The 15,583-nt window shown below is 35.5% G+C and carries 14 protein-coding genes; 12 read left to right on the plus strand and 2 right to left on the minus strand.

What is annotated here, in order from left to right:
- Positions 1-411: 411 nt before the first annotated feature.
- The 3 genes from prmC (at position 412) to ligA (ending at position 4,191) form a co-directional block, all read left to right on the plus strand.
- A complete protein-coding gene (prmC, locus tag G551_RS0114465; RefSeq protein WP_027886224.1) occupies positions 412-1,296 on the plus strand; it encodes a peptide chain release factor N(5)-glutamine methyltransferase in 885 nt (294 codons plus the stop codon).
- Positions 1,297-1,473: 177 nt separating this feature from the next.
- Positions 1,474-2,091: an LOG family protein gene (locus G551_RS0114470; protein WP_027886225.1), complete on the plus strand. Its 618-nt coding sequence runs from the start codon at positions 1,474-1,476 to the stop codon at positions 2,089-2,091.
- A 105-nt stretch (positions 2,092-2,196) separates the two neighbouring features.
- Positions 2,197-4,191, plus strand: a complete 1,995-nt coding sequence (gene ligA / locus G551_RS0114475; RefSeq protein WP_027886226.1) for an NAD-dependent DNA ligase LigA — start codon at positions 2,197-2,199, stop codon at positions 4,189-4,191.
- A 116-nt stretch (positions 4,192-4,307) separates the two neighbouring features.
- Here ligA and G551_RS0114480 read toward each other — a convergent pair whose 3' ends face one another.
- Together G551_RS0114480 and G551_RS0114485 are read right to left on the minus strand one after the other, a co-directional pair.
- Positions 4,308-5,219 carry a bifunctional metallophosphatase/5'-nucleotidase gene (locus tag G551_RS0114480; protein ID WP_027886227.1) on the minus strand — a complete coding sequence of 304 codons (912 nt, stop codon included), beginning with the start codon at positions 5,217-5,219 and terminating at the stop codon, positions 4,308-4,310.
- A gap of 1 nt (position 5,220) precedes the next feature.
- Entirely contained in the window at positions 5,221-5,985 is a 765-nt protein-coding gene (locus G551_RS0114485) for a 5'-nucleotidase C-terminal domain-containing protein (RefSeq protein ID WP_027886228.1), read from the minus strand.
- Positions 5,986-6,139: 154 nt separating this feature from the next.
- Between G551_RS0114485 and G551_RS0114490 the strand changes: the two genes are divergently transcribed.
- The 9 genes from G551_RS0114490 to G551_RS0114530 all read left to right on the plus strand — a co-directional run bounded on the left by G551_RS0114490 (position 6,140) and on the right by G551_RS0114530 (position 15,466).
- Complete coding sequence (locus G551_RS0114490) at positions 6,140-8,008, plus strand: M61 family metallopeptidase (protein ID WP_027886229.1); 1,869 nt, start codon at positions 6,140-6,142, stop codon at positions 8,006-8,008.
- A 153-nt stretch (positions 8,009-8,161) separates the two neighbouring features.
- Positions 8,162-8,659, plus strand: coding sequence for a DUF6913 domain-containing protein (locus G551_RS16310; protein WP_027886230.1), 498 nt, complete (start codon positions 8,162-8,164; stop codon positions 8,657-8,659).
- A gap of 5 nt (positions 8,660-8,664) precedes the next feature.
- Positions 8,665-9,543 carry a 4-hydroxy-tetrahydrodipicolinate synthase gene (gene dapA / locus G551_RS0114500; RefSeq protein WP_027886231.1) on the plus strand — a complete coding sequence of 293 codons (879 nt, stop codon included), beginning with the start codon at positions 8,665-8,667 and terminating at the stop codon, positions 9,541-9,543.
- A 100-nt stretch (positions 9,544-9,643) separates the two neighbouring features.
- A complete protein-coding gene (locus tag G551_RS0114505; protein WP_027886232.1) occupies positions 9,644-10,471 on the plus strand; it encodes an outer membrane protein assembly factor BamD in 828 nt (275 codons plus the stop codon).
- Positions 10,472-10,474: 3 nt separating this feature from the next.
- A complete protein-coding gene (locus G551_RS0114510) occupies positions 10,475-10,801 on the plus strand; it encodes a DNA-directed RNA polymerase subunit omega (protein WP_027886233.1) in 327 nt (108 codons plus the stop codon).
- 4 nt (positions 10,802-10,805) lie between these two features.
- The gene (gene coaBC / locus G551_RS0114515; protein WP_027886234.1) at positions 10,806-12,008 is read left to right on the plus strand and encodes a bifunctional phosphopantothenoylcysteine decarboxylase/phosphopantothenate--cysteine ligase CoaBC; all 1,203 of its coding nucleotides are present in this window, start codon (positions 10,806-10,808) and stop codon (positions 12,006-12,008) included.
- Positions 11,995-12,885, plus strand: coding sequence for a type IX secretion system protein PorD (gene porD, locus G551_RS0114520; protein WP_027886235.1), 891 nt, complete (start codon positions 11,995-11,997; stop codon positions 12,883-12,885). Before coaBC ends, porD begins: the two co-directional genes overlap by 14 nt.
- Positions 12,886-12,949: 64 nt before the next feature.
- Positions 12,950-14,602, plus strand: coding sequence for a DNA repair protein RecN (gene recN, locus G551_RS0114525; RefSeq protein WP_027886236.1), 1,653 nt, complete (start codon positions 12,950-12,952; stop codon positions 14,600-14,602).
- Positions 14,603-14,650: 48 nt separating this feature from the next.
- The gene (locus G551_RS0114530) at positions 14,651-15,466 is read left to right on the plus strand and encodes an enoyl-ACP reductase FabI (RefSeq protein WP_027886237.1); all 816 of its coding nucleotides are present in this window, start codon (positions 14,651-14,653) and stop codon (positions 15,464-15,466) included.
- Positions 15,467-15,583: the final 117 nt, after the last annotated feature.

Consider the following 15,583-nt stretch of genomic DNA (forward strand, 5'->3'; position numbering starts at 1 on the left):
TTTTGATTTTATGGAAACTTATCCTCTTAGGTTCTACTACACAAAAATCCAATGTAGCTTTACTAATATCAATGCCAACATAAACATTTTTCATAACTTTGTTTTACTTTGTTGAAGAGATGCTTTTCATCAATAACTCGACTCCTTGATAATGGGCTTTAAATCCCGAATTTCTATTAGAGATTTTGATGAAAGTCTGAACTTGAGTCTGAATCGAACTTTGAACTTTATGTTCTGAGCGAAAATAGTGTACTCAAGTTCAGCTCTCTTTTTTATTAAACTTACTATGAATTTACAAATACAAGTCTAAAGGAGCGGAGTCGAGAAGTTTTATCTTATTAAATGATTATTAGTAGGATGAGATCTTGAAACAAGTTCAACATCACGAAAATTATAAATCTAAGAATACACTTGAAATTAAAAACATATAAAACTGAATTTTACGCGCAGCTACTTCCTTTATTTCCGGAAACAGAGGTTGAATCGTTTTTCTATTTATTGACGGAAGCTTATTTAGAGAAAACTAGAATTCAGTTAGCATTAGATCCAAATTTTGAATTGAATTCGACGCAACTTCAGCAATTTGAAAAAGCTTTACAGCGTTTATTGCAGCAAGAACCTATTCAATATATATTGGGTGATACCGAGTTTTTTGGATATCCGTTTCAGGTAAATCAACACACCTTGATCCCACGACCGGAAACAGAAGAATTAGTCGCCTGGATCATTGAAGATGTAAAAAACAAGAATCAAGCGAATTCTCATCACAAACCACTCAACTCTAAAATTACTGTTCTTGATATTGGCACGGGAAGCGGTTGCATTCCTATAAGTTTGGCAAAAGAACTTCCGCAAGCAAAAGTAAATTCTATTGATGTTTCTGAGGAAGCTTTACAAGTCGCTAGAAAAAATTCAACCTTAAATAATATTGAGGTGAATTTTATACAGCAAGACATTTTGCAAGCTGAAAATTTACCCGAGAAATACGATGTCATCGTTTCTAATCCGCCCTATGTTCGTGAGTTAGAGAAAGAACAAATGCATCAAAATGTACTTGATTTTGAACCGAAATTAGCCTTATTTGTAGAAAACGACGATCCGCTTATTTTTTACCGAAAAATAGCGCAATTAGCGAAGAATGCTTTGATAGAAAATGGCAAGTTGTATTTCGAGATCAACGAATATTTACCTGAAGAAATGGTATCTTTGTTAGAAGAAATTGGCTACCAAGATATCGAATTAAAAAAAGATATTTTTGGTAAATTTAGAATGTGTAAAGCTTCATTGCGGGCTTGATTCGGAATCTCATTTAATGAAGAAATGAGCTAGAGAAAGATGGTTTGTGCCATTCAAATTAGAAATGTATTATTAAATTCAACTATAAAATAGGCTCTTAAGTTCCTTCCTTAAATTGGGAAGGTAGATTTTTCAACTTAAGTTGAAAAAAGACGGAAGGGTGAAATATTAATCCATATGAATTCAACTGAAAAACCTGCTGTAAACTTCATAAAAAGCATTGCGGTGTTTTGTGGAAGTAGCGATAGTAATGATGAATTTATTTACAGTCAGGCCTACGAACTTGGTCGATCGCTAGCCAATAAAAATATAGATTTGGTTTACGGCGGAAGCAAATTAGGCTTGATGGGCCAAGTAGCAAAAGGAGCTCTAGAAAACGACGGACTCGCATTTGGTGTGATCCCCGAGTTTTTAAAAACCAAAGAAATCGTACATCGAGAACTTACCGAGCTTATTACCACGCAAGATATGCACGAGCGTAAACTCAAGATGCACGAAATGAGCGACGGTTTTATTATGTTACCGGGCGGATTTGGAACGTTTGAAGAATTTTTTGAGATTCTCACTTGGGCGCAATTGGGCTTGCATCAAAAACCGATTGGCGTCTTAAATACCGAAGGTTATTACAACGATCTATTAATGATGTTTAATAATATGGTGACCAAAGGCTTACTGAAAAAAGAAAATTTAGACTTGGTTTTAGTTTCCGATTCTGTGGAGATTCTACTCGATAAAATGCACGCTTACGAATCGAAAATAGAAACAAAATGGCTTACCAATAAAGAGCAGACTTAAAATTTAATTATTGCAAGTCAGATCTAGAATCTAGAATTGCGTGTAACAACAAGTCTTAGCTAAAGAGTAACTGAAATTCAGTAAGTTTTAAACTGAAAAAAATCTATGAACACCGAACAACAAATACATACACTTCGCAAAGAATTACGCCAACATAATTATAATTATTACGTGTTGGATCAACCAAAAATATCAGATTACGATTTTGATATGAAGCTGAAAGAATTGCAGGAGCTAGAAGAAAAGCATCCTGAATTTTACGACCCCAATTCTCCAACGCTTCGTGTAGGTGGTCAAGTCACTAAGAATTTTGCAACGGTAGTTCATGAGCATCGTATGTATTCCCTTTCCAATTCCTATTCAAAAGAAGAGCTGGAAGATTGGGAGGTTCGTATTAAAAAACTCGTAGAAGGTTCGGTAGAATATACATGCGAACTCAAATATGATGGTGCTTCCATTAGTTTAACTTACGAAAATGGCGAGTTGGTAAGAGCGGTGACGCGCGGTGATGGTATTCAGGGTGACGATGTGACTCATAATGTAAAAACCATTCGTTCAGTTCCTTTAAAGTTGAAAGGCGATTTTCCGCCAAAATTTGATATTCGCGGAGAAATTGTTTTGCCTTATGAAGGTTTTGCAAAGATGAATGCTGAACGAGTTGAAAACGGAGAAGAACCTTACGCCAACCCGAGAAATACCGCTTCCGGAAGTTTAAAATTACAAGACAGCGCTGAGGTTTCGAAACGACCTTTAGACTGTTTATTATATAGTATTGTCGGTGAAAATTTACCTTTTTCAACCCAATTTGAAGGTTTGCAAAAAGCAAGAGACTGGGGTTTTAAAGTTCCGCAGGAAGCAAAATTGGCAACATCTACCGATGCAGTGATGAAATACCTAGAATATTGGGATGTGCATCGTCACGATTTGCCTTATGAAACCGATGGTGTTGTAATTAAGGTGAATAATTTAAATCAGCAAGACGAGTTAGGTTATACCGCTAAATCTCCACGTTGGGCGATGGCGTATAAGTTTAAAGCTGAACAAGCTTCGACAAAATTAGAAAAAATCACTTATCAAGTCGGGAGAACGGGAGCGATCACTCCGGTGGCTAATTTGGCGCCGGTCCAATTGGCAGGAACCATTGTAAAACGTGCTTCTTTGCATAATGCCGATCAAATTGAAAAGTTAGATGTTCGCGAAGGTGATGAGGTATTTGTAGAAAAAGGCGGAGAGATTATTCCGAAGATCGTTGCGGTAGATTTTACCAAACGTGATCCCGATTCTGAACCTACGAATTATATTGCTGAATGTCCTGAATGCGGAACTGAATTGGTAAGAAAAGAAGGAGAAGCGCAGCATTATTGCCCAAATTACAATCATTGCGCGCCTCAAATTATTGGTCGAATTCAGCATTTTATTTCACGTAAAGCGATGGATATTGAAGGTTTAGGTGGTGAAACGGTCGCTTTATTGGTTCGAGAAAATCTTATTGAAAATTATGCCGATTTATATGAATTGAAAAAAGAACAGATATTGCCTTTAGAACGAATGGCAGAGAAATCGGCAGAGAATTTAATTAATGGTATTCAGCAATCAAAAGAAGTACCTTTTGAACGTGTTTTATTTGCCTTGGGAATTCGATATGTGGGTGAAACCGTTGCTAAAAAGCTAGCTAAAAATTACAAAACGATTGAAGCGATCGAGGCTGCATCGCAAGAAGATTTGGTAAGTGTCGATGAAATAGGAGAGAAGATCGCAGAAAGTGTGGTCGACTTTTTTGCGGTGGAAGAAAACCGAGCGATCGTTAATCGATTAAAAACTAACGGACTGCAATTAGCTATTTCTGAAGAAGAACTTGCCGGGCAAACCGAAAAATTAAACGGAAATACTTTTGTGATCTCCGGCGTGTTTGAAAAAGTAAGTCGCTCTGACCTCAAGAAAATGATCGAAGCGAATGGCGGCAAAGTCACCGGATCGATCTCGGCAAAAACCAACTACTTAGTTGCGGGAGAAAATATGGGCCCGAGTAAATTAGCAAAAGCAGAAAAGTTAGGAACGCATATCATTTCTGAAGATGAATTTTTAGCAATGGTGGAGTAAGCCTTGAATGTCAGGTCGAGCGGAGTCGAGACTCATTTATGTAATATTATATAAAGACCTCTCGACTCCGCTCGGGGTGACAGCATTGAATAAAAAGATTCCTGCCTGCGCAGGAATTAAACTTCAATTGCTACACCATCTGCAGAAACATTATTTTCTTCATCTAAATAAAAATCGATACGTCCTAAATTTACACCTGCCCAACCGGTTTGGTTTACTAAGACTTTTTTGCCTTCTATATTGGTAGTTATTGTAGGTTTTGGTAAAAAAGTATGCGTATGCCCACCGATAATCAAATCGATATCTTTTGTTTTTGCAGCGAGTTTTAGATCGTCAATTTTATCGGTTTCGTAATGGTAGCCCAAATGAGAAAGACAGATCACTAAATCGCATTTTTCTTGCTGTTTTAGCTTTTTAGTCATTTCTTGAGCAATTTCTACCGGGTTGAGGTATTTGGTTTCTTTGTAGTTGTTTTTACTTACGAGTCCGTCGAGTTCGATTCCTAAGCCAAAAACACCAATTTTCACTCCGTCTTTTATGAAAATTTGATGATCTTTTACTTTTCCGTCGATCATAGTGTTCGAGAAATCGTAATTTGAATTAATAAAGCTAAAATCGGCGTGCGGTAATTGTGCGTAAAAACCATCGATACCATTGTCGAAATCGTGATTTCCTAAAGTAGCAGCATCATACTTAAGTTTGCTCATAAGTTTAAACTCTAATTCGCCTCCATAAAAATTGAAAAAAGGAGTTCCTTGAAAAATATCACCCGCATCTAATAAGAGTGTATTTGGGTTTTCTTTGCGAATCGCTTCTATAAGTGTGTAGCGTCGTGAAACTCCGCCTTGATTCGGGAATTTAGCATCATCTGCAGGGAAAGCTTCAATATGGCTGTGCACATCGTTGGTGTGCAAAATCGTAATATGTTTTACCGGACTTTTAAATGAAGAAGTAAGTAAGCCTAAACCACCGATTCCTGTGAAAACTCCAGCTGCTGTTGTTTGTTGTATAAAGGTTTTTCTTTTCATCTTACTCTTCTAGTTTTATAAAACGTTCATCTCTTACCGGTGCGATGGTATCTTTCTTTTTAAAATAATCGATAAATAAGTTTCTTAGCTTGTAATTCATCGTGATTACCGTATCGTTCTTAGCGAAAAAGTCCATATGATCGCCGCCGTTTTTTAGGTAATCATTAGTAGCGATGTAGTAAAATTTTCCGTTTTCTAGGTTTTTGTTTTGAATGGTGGCTTTTTTAATGCTTCCGTCAGGATTTAAAATAAGTTGCATTCCGCTAATAGGATGCGCAGCTTGATGTTTAGCTAAATAATCGAATAATTCTTGCATCGCTTCCGCAGAAAGTTTAACCACGACCGCTTCATTTTCAAAAGGCATTAAATTATAACCGGTTTTGGTAGTTATATTTCCTTGGTTAATGGTCGATCGTATTCCGCCGTAATTCAGTAAAACTCCGTCAATACTATCTTGCATACGAGCAACGAAAAGCGGTTGCAGCATTTCTAGCACGGCATCGGCCTCCATATTTCCGATCGCTGTATTGTATTTGCTATCGGTTTTAGAGAGTGATTTTGGCGCGTAAGCTAACGTGGCGCTCATTTCTTCTTCAATATGTTCTGCGTAAGGCGCAATAAATTCATCTAAATCTTTATTAGAAGAAATAGAATCGTTAATGTTGATTTCTTTCCCTTCAATTTTAGAAACTTGTAAAGCTTGTTCTTTACAGGCAATTAGACTTACGATGGAACAAAACGATAGAAAAAAGGAGAATTTTTTCATTTTCAAATAAATTTACGGGCAAAGATAAGAAGAGAAATAGTTTTCTTTGGCTGAAAATAAAAAAGCTAACCTAATCTTTACGTTCAAAAAAAGTAAGACTTTAAATGTAACTTTTTGCCGTATTCATAGTCTTATGTGTAAAATAACTTGATTGATGAAAAAAATAATTTATGCAGTTGCTGCGATCGCGACCTTAGTAGGTTGTAAATCAACGCAACAAAGCACAAACAGCGATTTAGTAGTTGCCAATTTAGATTTAGTGAATGTCGACGACGATAAAGTCATGGTAAGTGTAGATCCTGGAAAATTTACTACCGAAGAAACTACATTTTACATTCCGAAAACCGTACCGGGAACTTATTCTACCGATAATTACGGACAATTTATAGAAGGTGTAAAAGCGATCGATTATAAAGGAAATGAATTAAGCGTTACCAAATTAGACGATAATTCTTGGAAAATTAGCAACGCAACCGCATTAGATAAAGTTACCTATTGGGTAAACGATTCTTACGATATTGAAGGAGAAGAAGGTGTTTTCTCACCAGCCGGAACAAATATTAAAGCCGGTGAAAATTTTATGCTGAATTTACACGGATTTGTAGGTTATTTCGACGGAATGTCTGAAAAACCATACCAATTAGTGATCAAGCATCCAAAAGATCTAATCGCAGGAACTTCCTTGAAAAAAGTAGCCGTTGCTACCGATGAAGAGCAAACTTATGCTACCGATCAATTTAATGTGAGTCGTTATTTTGAAGTAACCGATCATCCAATTATGTATTCTACACCAGATACAACCAGCTTTCAGTTACAGGGGATGAAGGTGAAATTACAAGTATATTCACCAAACAAAGCTTATTCTGTAGAAGATATTGCGCCTAAAATGAAAGAAATGATGCAAGCGCAAAAAGCATTTTTAGGTGAAATTGATAATACCGATGTTTATGCGGTACTTTTATATCTTTCAGATGTGAATGGGCAAGATGCGCAAGGTTTTGGAGCGTTAGAACACCATACATCAACTACGGTTGTTCTTCCGGAATCGATGCCGTTAGAGCGTTTAAATGAAACGATGAAAGATGTAGTTTCGCACGAGTTTTTCCATATTATTACTCCGCTAAGCGTACATTCTAACGAAGTTCATTATTTTGATTATAACGACCCAGAAATGTCTCAGCATCTTTGGATGTATGAAGGTGTAACCGAATATTTCGCTAATTTATTTCAGGTGAAAGAAGGTCTGATCGATCATCAAGCTTTTTACGATCGTATGTCAGAGAAAATCACTTCTTCTAAGCAATTTGACGATACGATGCCATTTACGGTTATGAGTGAAAATATTTTAGATGAAGAATACGAAAGCAGCTATTATAATGTTTATCAAAAAGGAGCTTTAATCGGAATGTCTTTAGATATTCGTTTACGTGAGTTAAGTAACGGAGAAATGGGTATTTTAGATCTAATGAAGAAATTAAGCAACAAATACGGAAAAGATAAACCGTTTGAAGATGAAGAATTGATCCCGGCAATTGTTGAATTAACCTATCCTGAAATTCAGAGCTTTTTCGATACTTATATCACAGGAACTACACCAATCCCTTACGGAGACTTTTTCGCTAAAGTTGGTGTAGAAGAAATGGAATCTGAAGTGCAAACAGGAGTTTTCTTAAAAGGTCAGCAGCCATATATCGACGGTAATCCACAGACAAAAGAATTGTTTTTTAGAGAAGGTATTGCTTTCAACTCATTTTTAAATGAATTAGGAGTAGAGCCAAAAGATGTGATCAAATCTGTAAACGGAACCGAATACAATATCGAAAATGTATATGGTTTAATTATGGGTTCTCGCGGTTGGAAAGAAGGCGATCAAGTAACCATGGTCATCGAGCGTGATGGGGAAGAGAAAACCTTAGAAGCAGCTTATAAAACGCCAACAGATAAAGAAACCAAGTTGCAAGAGATGGAGCTTTCTAGCGACGATCAACGCGTAAAGCTTAGAAAAGCTTGGTTAGAAAATTAGAAATTAAGTTTTAGTAAATATTTAAAAAGCTGCCTAAACTTAGGCAGCTTTTTTTTGTAGTATTCATAAGTTTTAGCACAAGAAAAATCCTAAGCGAATGCGATTGTTATTCTTTAAGAAATCTTACATTTGTGCGGCTGTTATTAAAAGTAAATGTTTCAGAAATTAAAAATAAGTTCAGCAAAAAAATACATAGAAAATAGTATCTATGATCATCGTCCCAAAGCGGTTCGTCAAATCGATAAGTTAGGCGTTATTATAGATGAAAAAGTGCTGAATAAAATTGCTTACGATCAACTTGAAAAAGCTTTTTCTTCGTTAGGGAAGAAGGTTGAAATAATTTTATTTTCAGATAAAGCTGAAGAAGGAGTGTTAAGTTTTAAGCGAAGCGATCTCGGGTGGAAAGGAGTTTTTAAACCAGAAACCGCTGCGGCAAAATTTCAGCAAGAACAATTCGATGTGTTGGTTAATTATTTTGAAACACCACAACCCGAGCTTATTTTATTAGGAGTTTCAACTTCAGCAAAAATAAAAGTAGGCTTTTCACAGCAAGACAAAAAATTAAACGATTTACAGATCAATGTGTCTGCAACAGAAGTAGATTTGTTTATTAAAGAATTAAAAAAGTATTTAGCTATTATAAACCAATAAGACCAATGAAAAAGTTTGTAGGAACCGGAGTGGCATTAATTACCCCATTTAAAGAAGACCGCTCTGTAGATGTAGAAGCTTTAAAAGAACTTGTACGTTTTCAAAAACAAAATGGGATTAATTATATCGTAGTTTTAGGAACTACGGGAGAATATGCTACGCTAAATAAAAATGAAAGAGAATTAGTAAAGCAAACTATTGTTGAAGAAAATAATGCTGAATTGCCCTTAGTTTTAGGTATTGGCGGTAACAACACACAAGCAGTTTGTGAGCAAATTAAAACTGAAAACTTAGAAAGTTTTGATGCAATTCTTTCAGTTTCACCGTATTATGTAAAACCGACGCAAGAAGGCATTTATCAACACTTTAAAAAAGTGTCACAAGCGGCAACTTTACCCGTCATTTTGTATAACGTACCGGGAAGAACCAGTTCTAATATGTCTCCGGCAACTGTAGCAAGATTGGCGAACGATTTTGAAAATATAATTGGGATCAAAGAAGCAGCAGGAAATATGGTACAAGCGATGGAAATGATTAGCCAAACGCCAGAAGACTTTTTAGTGATCTCTGGTGACGATATGCTAACTTTACCAATGGTATTGGCCGGTGGAGCGGGAGTGATTTCTGTGATTGCAGAAGGTTTTCCGAAGCAATTTTCAGAAATGGTTCAGTTAGGTTTGAGCAGAGAAGTAGATGAAGCTTATAAAATTCATTACCAAATTGCTCCGGCGATCGATTTAATTTTTGAAGAAGGAAATCCTGCCGGGATCAAAGCTGTATTTAAAAAGTTAGGTTTAGCAGAAGATTATGTGCGTTTGCCCTTGGTAGAAGCTACAGAAAATCTAAGTGCCAAAATTTCAGCTTTTGTAGATAAAATTAAATAGGTTTCGATAAAATATCTTGACTTATTCGCGGTTTAAATTAAAGATTTAGAAATTTTTATAATCCATAATATTAAAGTACTTTTGCAAGATGTTTTTAAAGATGCGTAATTTATTTTTTGTTCTTTTAGCGGTTTTAACTTTAAGTGCCTGTAGCCAGTACCAAAAAGTTTTAAAAGAAGACGATATTAAAGCCAAATACGAAATGGCCGATAGTCTTTATACACAAGGTATTCGTGAAGACAAAAAAGGAAAGTTAAAAAAATCACTTCGATTGCTAGATCAAATCGTTCCGCAATACCGTGGGAAACCACAAGGAGAACGTTTAGCTTATATTTACTCAAATACATATTATGAGTTAGAAAGCTATTTTGATTCTGGTTATCAATTTGAGCGTTTTACTAAAGCTTATCCAAGAAGTGAAAAGACCGAAGAAGCATTTTATAAAAGTGCAAAAAGTTATTACGAGGTTTCACCAAGATATAGTTTAGATCAAACAGAAACTTATAAAGCAATTAATAAGTTTCAAGAATATATTTCTAGATATCCAGATGGTGAATATATTGGTGATGCTAACGAATATGTAGGCGATCTAAGAGATAAACTCGATAAAAAAGCTTACGAGATCGCAAAGCAATACCATCATACAGAAGATTATAAAGCTGCGATTGCTGCTTTTAATAATTTTATTGAAAATAATCCGGGTTCTGCTTATATCGAGAAAGCTTATTTCTACAAATTAGATTCAGCTTACTTATTAGCGATCAACAGTTACGCGCAATTAGTACCGGAGCGTTTAAGAACGGCTCGTGAGTATTACGAAGATTATATGAAGTATTATTCTGAAGGTGAACACGCAGAATTAGCGAAAGAACATTCAGTAGATATAGAAGAAAGATTACAAACAAATAACACTAATTCTAATTCATAAATTATGGATTTAAAGAAAACAGAAGCTCCTGTAAATACAACTACGATTGATAAAAACTTAGTAGATGCTCCTACCGATAACATCTATGAAGCGATTTCGATCATTTCTAAAAGAGCTACTCAGATCAATACTGAAATTAAAAAAGAGCTTTTAGAAAAGTTAGATGAATTTGCTACGTATACAGATAGCTTAGATGAGATCTTTGAAAATAAAGAACAAATTGAAGTTTCTAAGTTTTACGAAAGATTACCTAAACCACAAGCGTTAGCAGTACAAGAGTGGTTAGAAGATAAAATCTATTTTAGAAATACAAAAAGTAACTTAGACTAGTAATATGTCTATGTTAAGCGGTAAAAAAGTTTTACTTGGCGTTACAGCAGGTATCGCTGCTTATAAAACCGCTTATATTGTAAGGCTTTTTATAAAAGCCGGAGCAGAGGTAAGAGTAGTAATGACTCCGGAAGCTAAGGAGTTTGTTACTCCTCTTACCCTTTCTACTTTATCGAAGAACGAAGTAGTTTCTTCCTTTACTAATGAAGAAGGTGAAACTTGGAACAATCATGTCGATCTAGGCTTATGGGCAGATTTTATGTTAATTGCTCCCGCAACTGCCAACACACTTTCTAAAATGGCTAACGGCCATAGCGACAATATTCTTTTAGCAACTTATCTTTCTGCTAAATGTCCGGTTTATTTTGCACCTGCGATGGATTTAGATATGTATAAACATCCGTCAACCAAAGCAAGTCTTCAGAAGTTAGAAGAATTTCAGAATAAAATGATTCCTGTAGGTTCAGGTGAATTGGCAAGCGGCTTAAGTGGCGAAGGTCGAATGGCAGAACCAGAGGAGATCGTTCAATTTATCACCAAAGATCTACAAGCACAACTTCCGCTTTATCGAAAAAAAATATTAATTACAGCCGGTCCAACATACGAAGCGATCGATCCTGTACGTTTTATAGGAAACCATTCTAGCGGAAAAATGGGTTATGCCATTGCAGAAGAAGCTGCAAGTCTTGGTGCAGAAGTAATTTTAGTAAGCGGTCCAACAGCTTTACAAGTTACCCATCAAAACATTAAGCTGGTTAGGGTTACGAGTACACAAGAAATGTACGAACAAGTACATCAATATTACGCTGAAGTGAATGTGGCAATTGCTGCGGCAGCCGTTTCAGATTATAAACCCAAGCAAATCGCTCATCAGAAAATTAAAAAATCTGATGCTGAAATTTCTATTGAATTAGAAAAAACACAAGATATTTTGCTTTCACTCGGTAAAGCAAAAAAAGATCAGCTTTTAGTAGGTTTTGCTTTAGAAACCGAAAATGAAGTAGAAAATGCAAAAGGCAAATTAGCTCGAAAAAATTTAGACTTTATTGTGTTGAATTCTTTAAACGATAAAGGAGCGGGCTTCCAAGCGGCAACCAATAAAATAAAGATTATCTATCCCGATCAAATAAAAGAATTTGGATTAAAATCGAAACAAGAGGTTGCAAAAGATATTTTAAATGAAGTAATTTACCATGATGAAAATTAAATTTACACTTTTACTATTCTTATTTTCTTTGGTAAGTTTTGCGCAAGAATTTAACGCAAGCGTCACCGTAAATGCCGAGCAAACGGGTAGAACCAAACTTTCGATTTTTAAAACCTTAGAAGGCGCTGTTGAAGATCTGATCAATCAAAACACGTGGACAGACAATGATCTTGATAACCACGAAAAGATAGATTGTAATTTCTTCATCAATGTGACCGAATACAGCCAAGATAATTTTAGAGCTACCATTCAGGTGCAAGCTTCGAGACCGGTTTACGGTTCAACCACTTCAACACCAATTTTCAACTTTAAAGACAATCAGTTTGATTTTCGTTATACCGAATTTCAACCCTTAGATTATAATCCAAATACGTATTCTTCAAATTTAGTATCGACCATTGCATTTTATGTATATACTATTTTAGGGATCGATGCCGATACTTTTTCACCGGAAGGTGGCGATAAATATCATCAAGAAGCAGTTTTAATCGTAAATACCGCTCAGCAAGGTAACGCGCAAGGTTGGCAAACTTCATCGGGAAATCAGTCTAGATTTCGATTAAATGCAGATTTACTTTCTAATAATTTTGCTCAGTTTAGAGCTGCGTTATACACCTATCATCGCGAAGGTTTAGATATGATGCACACCGATGTAGAGGCAGGAAAATTAAAAATTGTTGAAGCGATACAGATGCTGCAAGATGTAAATAGATCTCGACCCAATTCAATTTTAATCCGTAGTTTTTTTGATGCAAAATCTGATGAGATTAAAAACATTTTGAGTGGCGGTCCGCAAGTTAATCTAACCGAAGTTCTCAGCAGTCTTAAACGTATGGCGCCAATTTATAATAAGAATTGGAACGCGATTAGAAATTAATTTTTGCAGTCTTTTCAATAAGCAAAAATTCCCTCGTATATTTACCTAAAAATAGTTAAGAGAATTGCTTACATCACTTTCTATAAAGAATTTTGCTTTAATTGAAGATGCTCATCTTCAACTTCAAGATCAATTTACCATAATTACCGGAGAAACCGGTGCCGGAAAATCTATTTTATTAGGAGCTTTGTCGCTTTTATTAGGTAAACGTGCCGATTTAAGTGCGATTAGAAATCCTGAAAAAAAATGCGTTGTTGAAGGTGCTTTTCAAATTGACGCCTACGATCTTCATGCTGTTTTTGAAGAGCACGACCTCGATTATGAACCGCAAACCATTATTCGGCGAGAGATTTTACCATCGGGTAAATCTAGAGCTTTTATAAACGATACTCCGGCAACACTTCAAAAGTTAGCCGTGTTGGGTAATCGTTTGGTCGATATTCATAGTCAGCACGATACTTTGTTTATTGGCGATGCAGATTATCAGTTTCAGGTAATCGATGCGTTGGCCGGTAATAAAGATGAACTTCAAAACTATCAAGCTTCCTATAAAAGCTATCAGAAATTACTTCAGCAATTAAAAGAATTAAACGAAGCTCAAAAAGAAGCTTCTGCTACTTACAATTATAATTTGTTTTTGCTGAATGAATTAAAAGAAGTAGAGCTGAAAGAAGGAATGCAAGAAGAGCTGGAAGCGCAATACCAAGAACTGAATAATGTTGAAGAGTTAAAAGAAAACCTTTCAGCAGCTTTGCATCATTTACAACAAGAAGATATTGGCGGAATTTCGATCTTGCAAGAGGTGAAAAATAGATTGAACGCTCTAGAGAATTATGGTGATCAATACAAGTCACTTTCTGAACGTATTGAAAGTGTTTTGATCGAGGTAGAAGATATGTCGGTAGAAATTGAACGCTTAGAAAATAAAGTAGAAGCCGATCCTGAAACCTTAAGTTTTGTAAACGATAAACTTCAGCAATTATATAGTTTACAGAAAAAGCATCATATCGATTCGGTAGAAGAATTGCTTCAGTTGCAAGAAGAATTAGCGCAAAAAGTGGCGACTTCAGAAAATGCTGAAGAAGAAATTTCAGCATTAAACGATCGTATTGCAAAAGCAAAAACCGCGACTCAAAAGATAGCCAAAAAAATTTATGAGAATCGTAAAAAGGTAATTCCGCAGTTTCAAACTTCAGTTGAGAAAATTCTTACTCAAGTAGGAATGCCCGATGCAAAGTTAAAAGTAGCATTAGCGCATACTTCAAATTTTACTCCAAAAGGTTTAGATACGATCGAGTGGAAGTTAGCCGCCAATAAAGGCGCAAATTTTAACGATATTAAAAAAGCAGCATCCGGGGGAGAATTATCTAGAATTACCTTAGCCATAAAAAGTATTTTAGCGAATTACAGTAAACTGCCTACGATTATTTTTGACGAGATCGATACTGGAGTTTCTGGTGATATTGCCCAAAAAATGGCAGTAATTATGAGCGATATGGGGCAGGAGATGCAAGTAATATCGATTACACATTTACCGCAGATTGCCGCAAAAGGAAATTATCATTTTAAAGTGTATAAGCAAACCGAAAACGAGATCACCAAGACAAATATTTCGGTTTTATCTAAAAATGAGCGTATAGAAGAATTGGCAGAAATGCTTGGTGGTAAAGAAAAATCTGCTTCGGCTATTGCCCACGCAAAAGAATTACTCAACTAAGTTTGTTTTCTTATATTTATGCCCTTAAAGACAAATAAAAACGTAACCATGTCATATAATTTATTAAAAGGAAAAAGAGGAATTATTTTCGGAGCTTTAGATGAAAATTCTATCGCTTGGAAAACCGCAGAAAAAGTACACGAACAAGGAGGTACTTTCGTATTAACTAATGCGCCGGTAGCTATGCGAATGGGAGCTATTAATGAATTAGCAGAAAAAACCGGTTCTGAAATTATTCCTGCAGATGCTACAAAAATTGAAGATCTTGAAAATTTAGTTGTAAAAGCACAAGAGATTTTAGGAGGTAAATTAGATTTCGTACTTCACTCGATCGGGATGTCTGTGAACGTTAGAAAAGGTAAACATTACACCGATCAAAATTACGATTGGACGCAAAAAGGTTGGGATGTTTCTGCAGTTTCTTTTCATAAAACTATGCAAACATTGTACAAGCAAGATGCGATGAACGAGTGGGGAAGTATAGTAGCTTTAACCTATATGGCTGCGCAACGTGTGTTCCCAGATTATAATGATATGGCCGATAATAAAGCATACTTAGAATCTATTGCACGTAGTTTTGGTTATTTCTTCGGAACCGAGAAAAAAGTAAGAGTAAATACAATTTCACAATCCCCAACGCCAACAACTGCAGGACAAGGAGTGAAAGGTTTTGATGGTTTTATTAAATATGCCGATGAAATGTCTGCCTTAGGAAACGCCACTGCCGATGAATGTGCAGATTACACGCTTACCTTATTTTCAGATCTTACTAAAAAAGTAACTTTACAAAACTTATTTCACGACGGTGGTTTCTCAAATATGGGAGTAAGTAAAAAAGTAATGGATCGTTTTATTGAAGAGTAAAAACGAATATTTTTAACGTCTTAATATATTAAAAATCGCCTTTCGGCGATTTTTTTTGCTTTTTTAACAAAAAAAAAACAATATTATTTAATTTTTAAGAATTTTATTTTGGTTAAA

The sequence above is a fragment of the Mesonia mobilis DSM 19841 genome (assembly GCF_000423405.1).
GTDB lineage: Bacteria > Bacteroidota > Bacteroidia > Flavobacteriales > Flavobacteriaceae > Mesonia > Mesonia mobilis.

Coding starts and splice junctions, on each gene's coding strand:
- G551_RS0114470 (WP_027886225.1), top strand. CDS start 1,474: ATGAATTCAACTGAAAAACCTGCTGTAAACTTCATAAAAAGCATTGCG.
- ligA (WP_027886226.1), top strand. CDS start 2,197: ATGAACACCGAACAACAAATACATACACTTCGCAAAGAATTACGCCAA.
- porD (WP_027886235.1), top strand. CDS start 11,995: ATGATGAAAATTAAATTTACACTTTTACTATTCTTATTTTCTTTGGTA.
- G551_RS16310 (WP_027886230.1), top strand. CDS start 8,162: ATGTTTCAGAAATTAAAAATAAGTTCAGCAAAAAAATACATAGAAAAT.
- G551_RS0114510 (WP_027886233.1), top strand. CDS start 10,475: ATGGATTTAAAGAAAACAGAAGCTCCTGTAAATACAACTACGATTGAT.
- G551_RS0114530 (WP_027886237.1), top strand. CDS start 14,651: ATGTCATATAATTTATTAAAAGGAAAAAGAGGAATTATTTTCGGAGCT.
- G551_RS0114480 (WP_027886227.1), bottom strand. CDS start 5,219: ATGAAAAGAAAAACCTTTATACAACAAACAACAGCAGCTGGAGTTTTC.
- G551_RS0114505 (WP_027886232.1), top strand. CDS start 9,644: ATGCGTAATTTATTTTTTGTTCTTTTAGCGGTTTTAACTTTAAGTGCC.
- G551_RS0114490 (WP_027886229.1), top strand. CDS start 6,140: ATGAAAAAAATAATTTATGCAGTTGCTGCGATCGCGACCTTAGTAGGT.
- dapA (WP_027886231.1), top strand. CDS start 8,665: ATGAAAAAGTTTGTAGGAACCGGAGTGGCATTAATTACCCCATTTAAA.
- coaBC (WP_027886234.1), top strand. CDS start 10,806: ATGTCTATGTTAAGCGGTAAAAAAGTTTTACTTGGCGTTACAGCAGGT.
- G551_RS0114485 (WP_027886228.1), bottom strand. CDS start 5,985: ATGAAAAAATTCTCCTTTTTTCTATCGTTTTGTTCCATCGTAAGTCTA.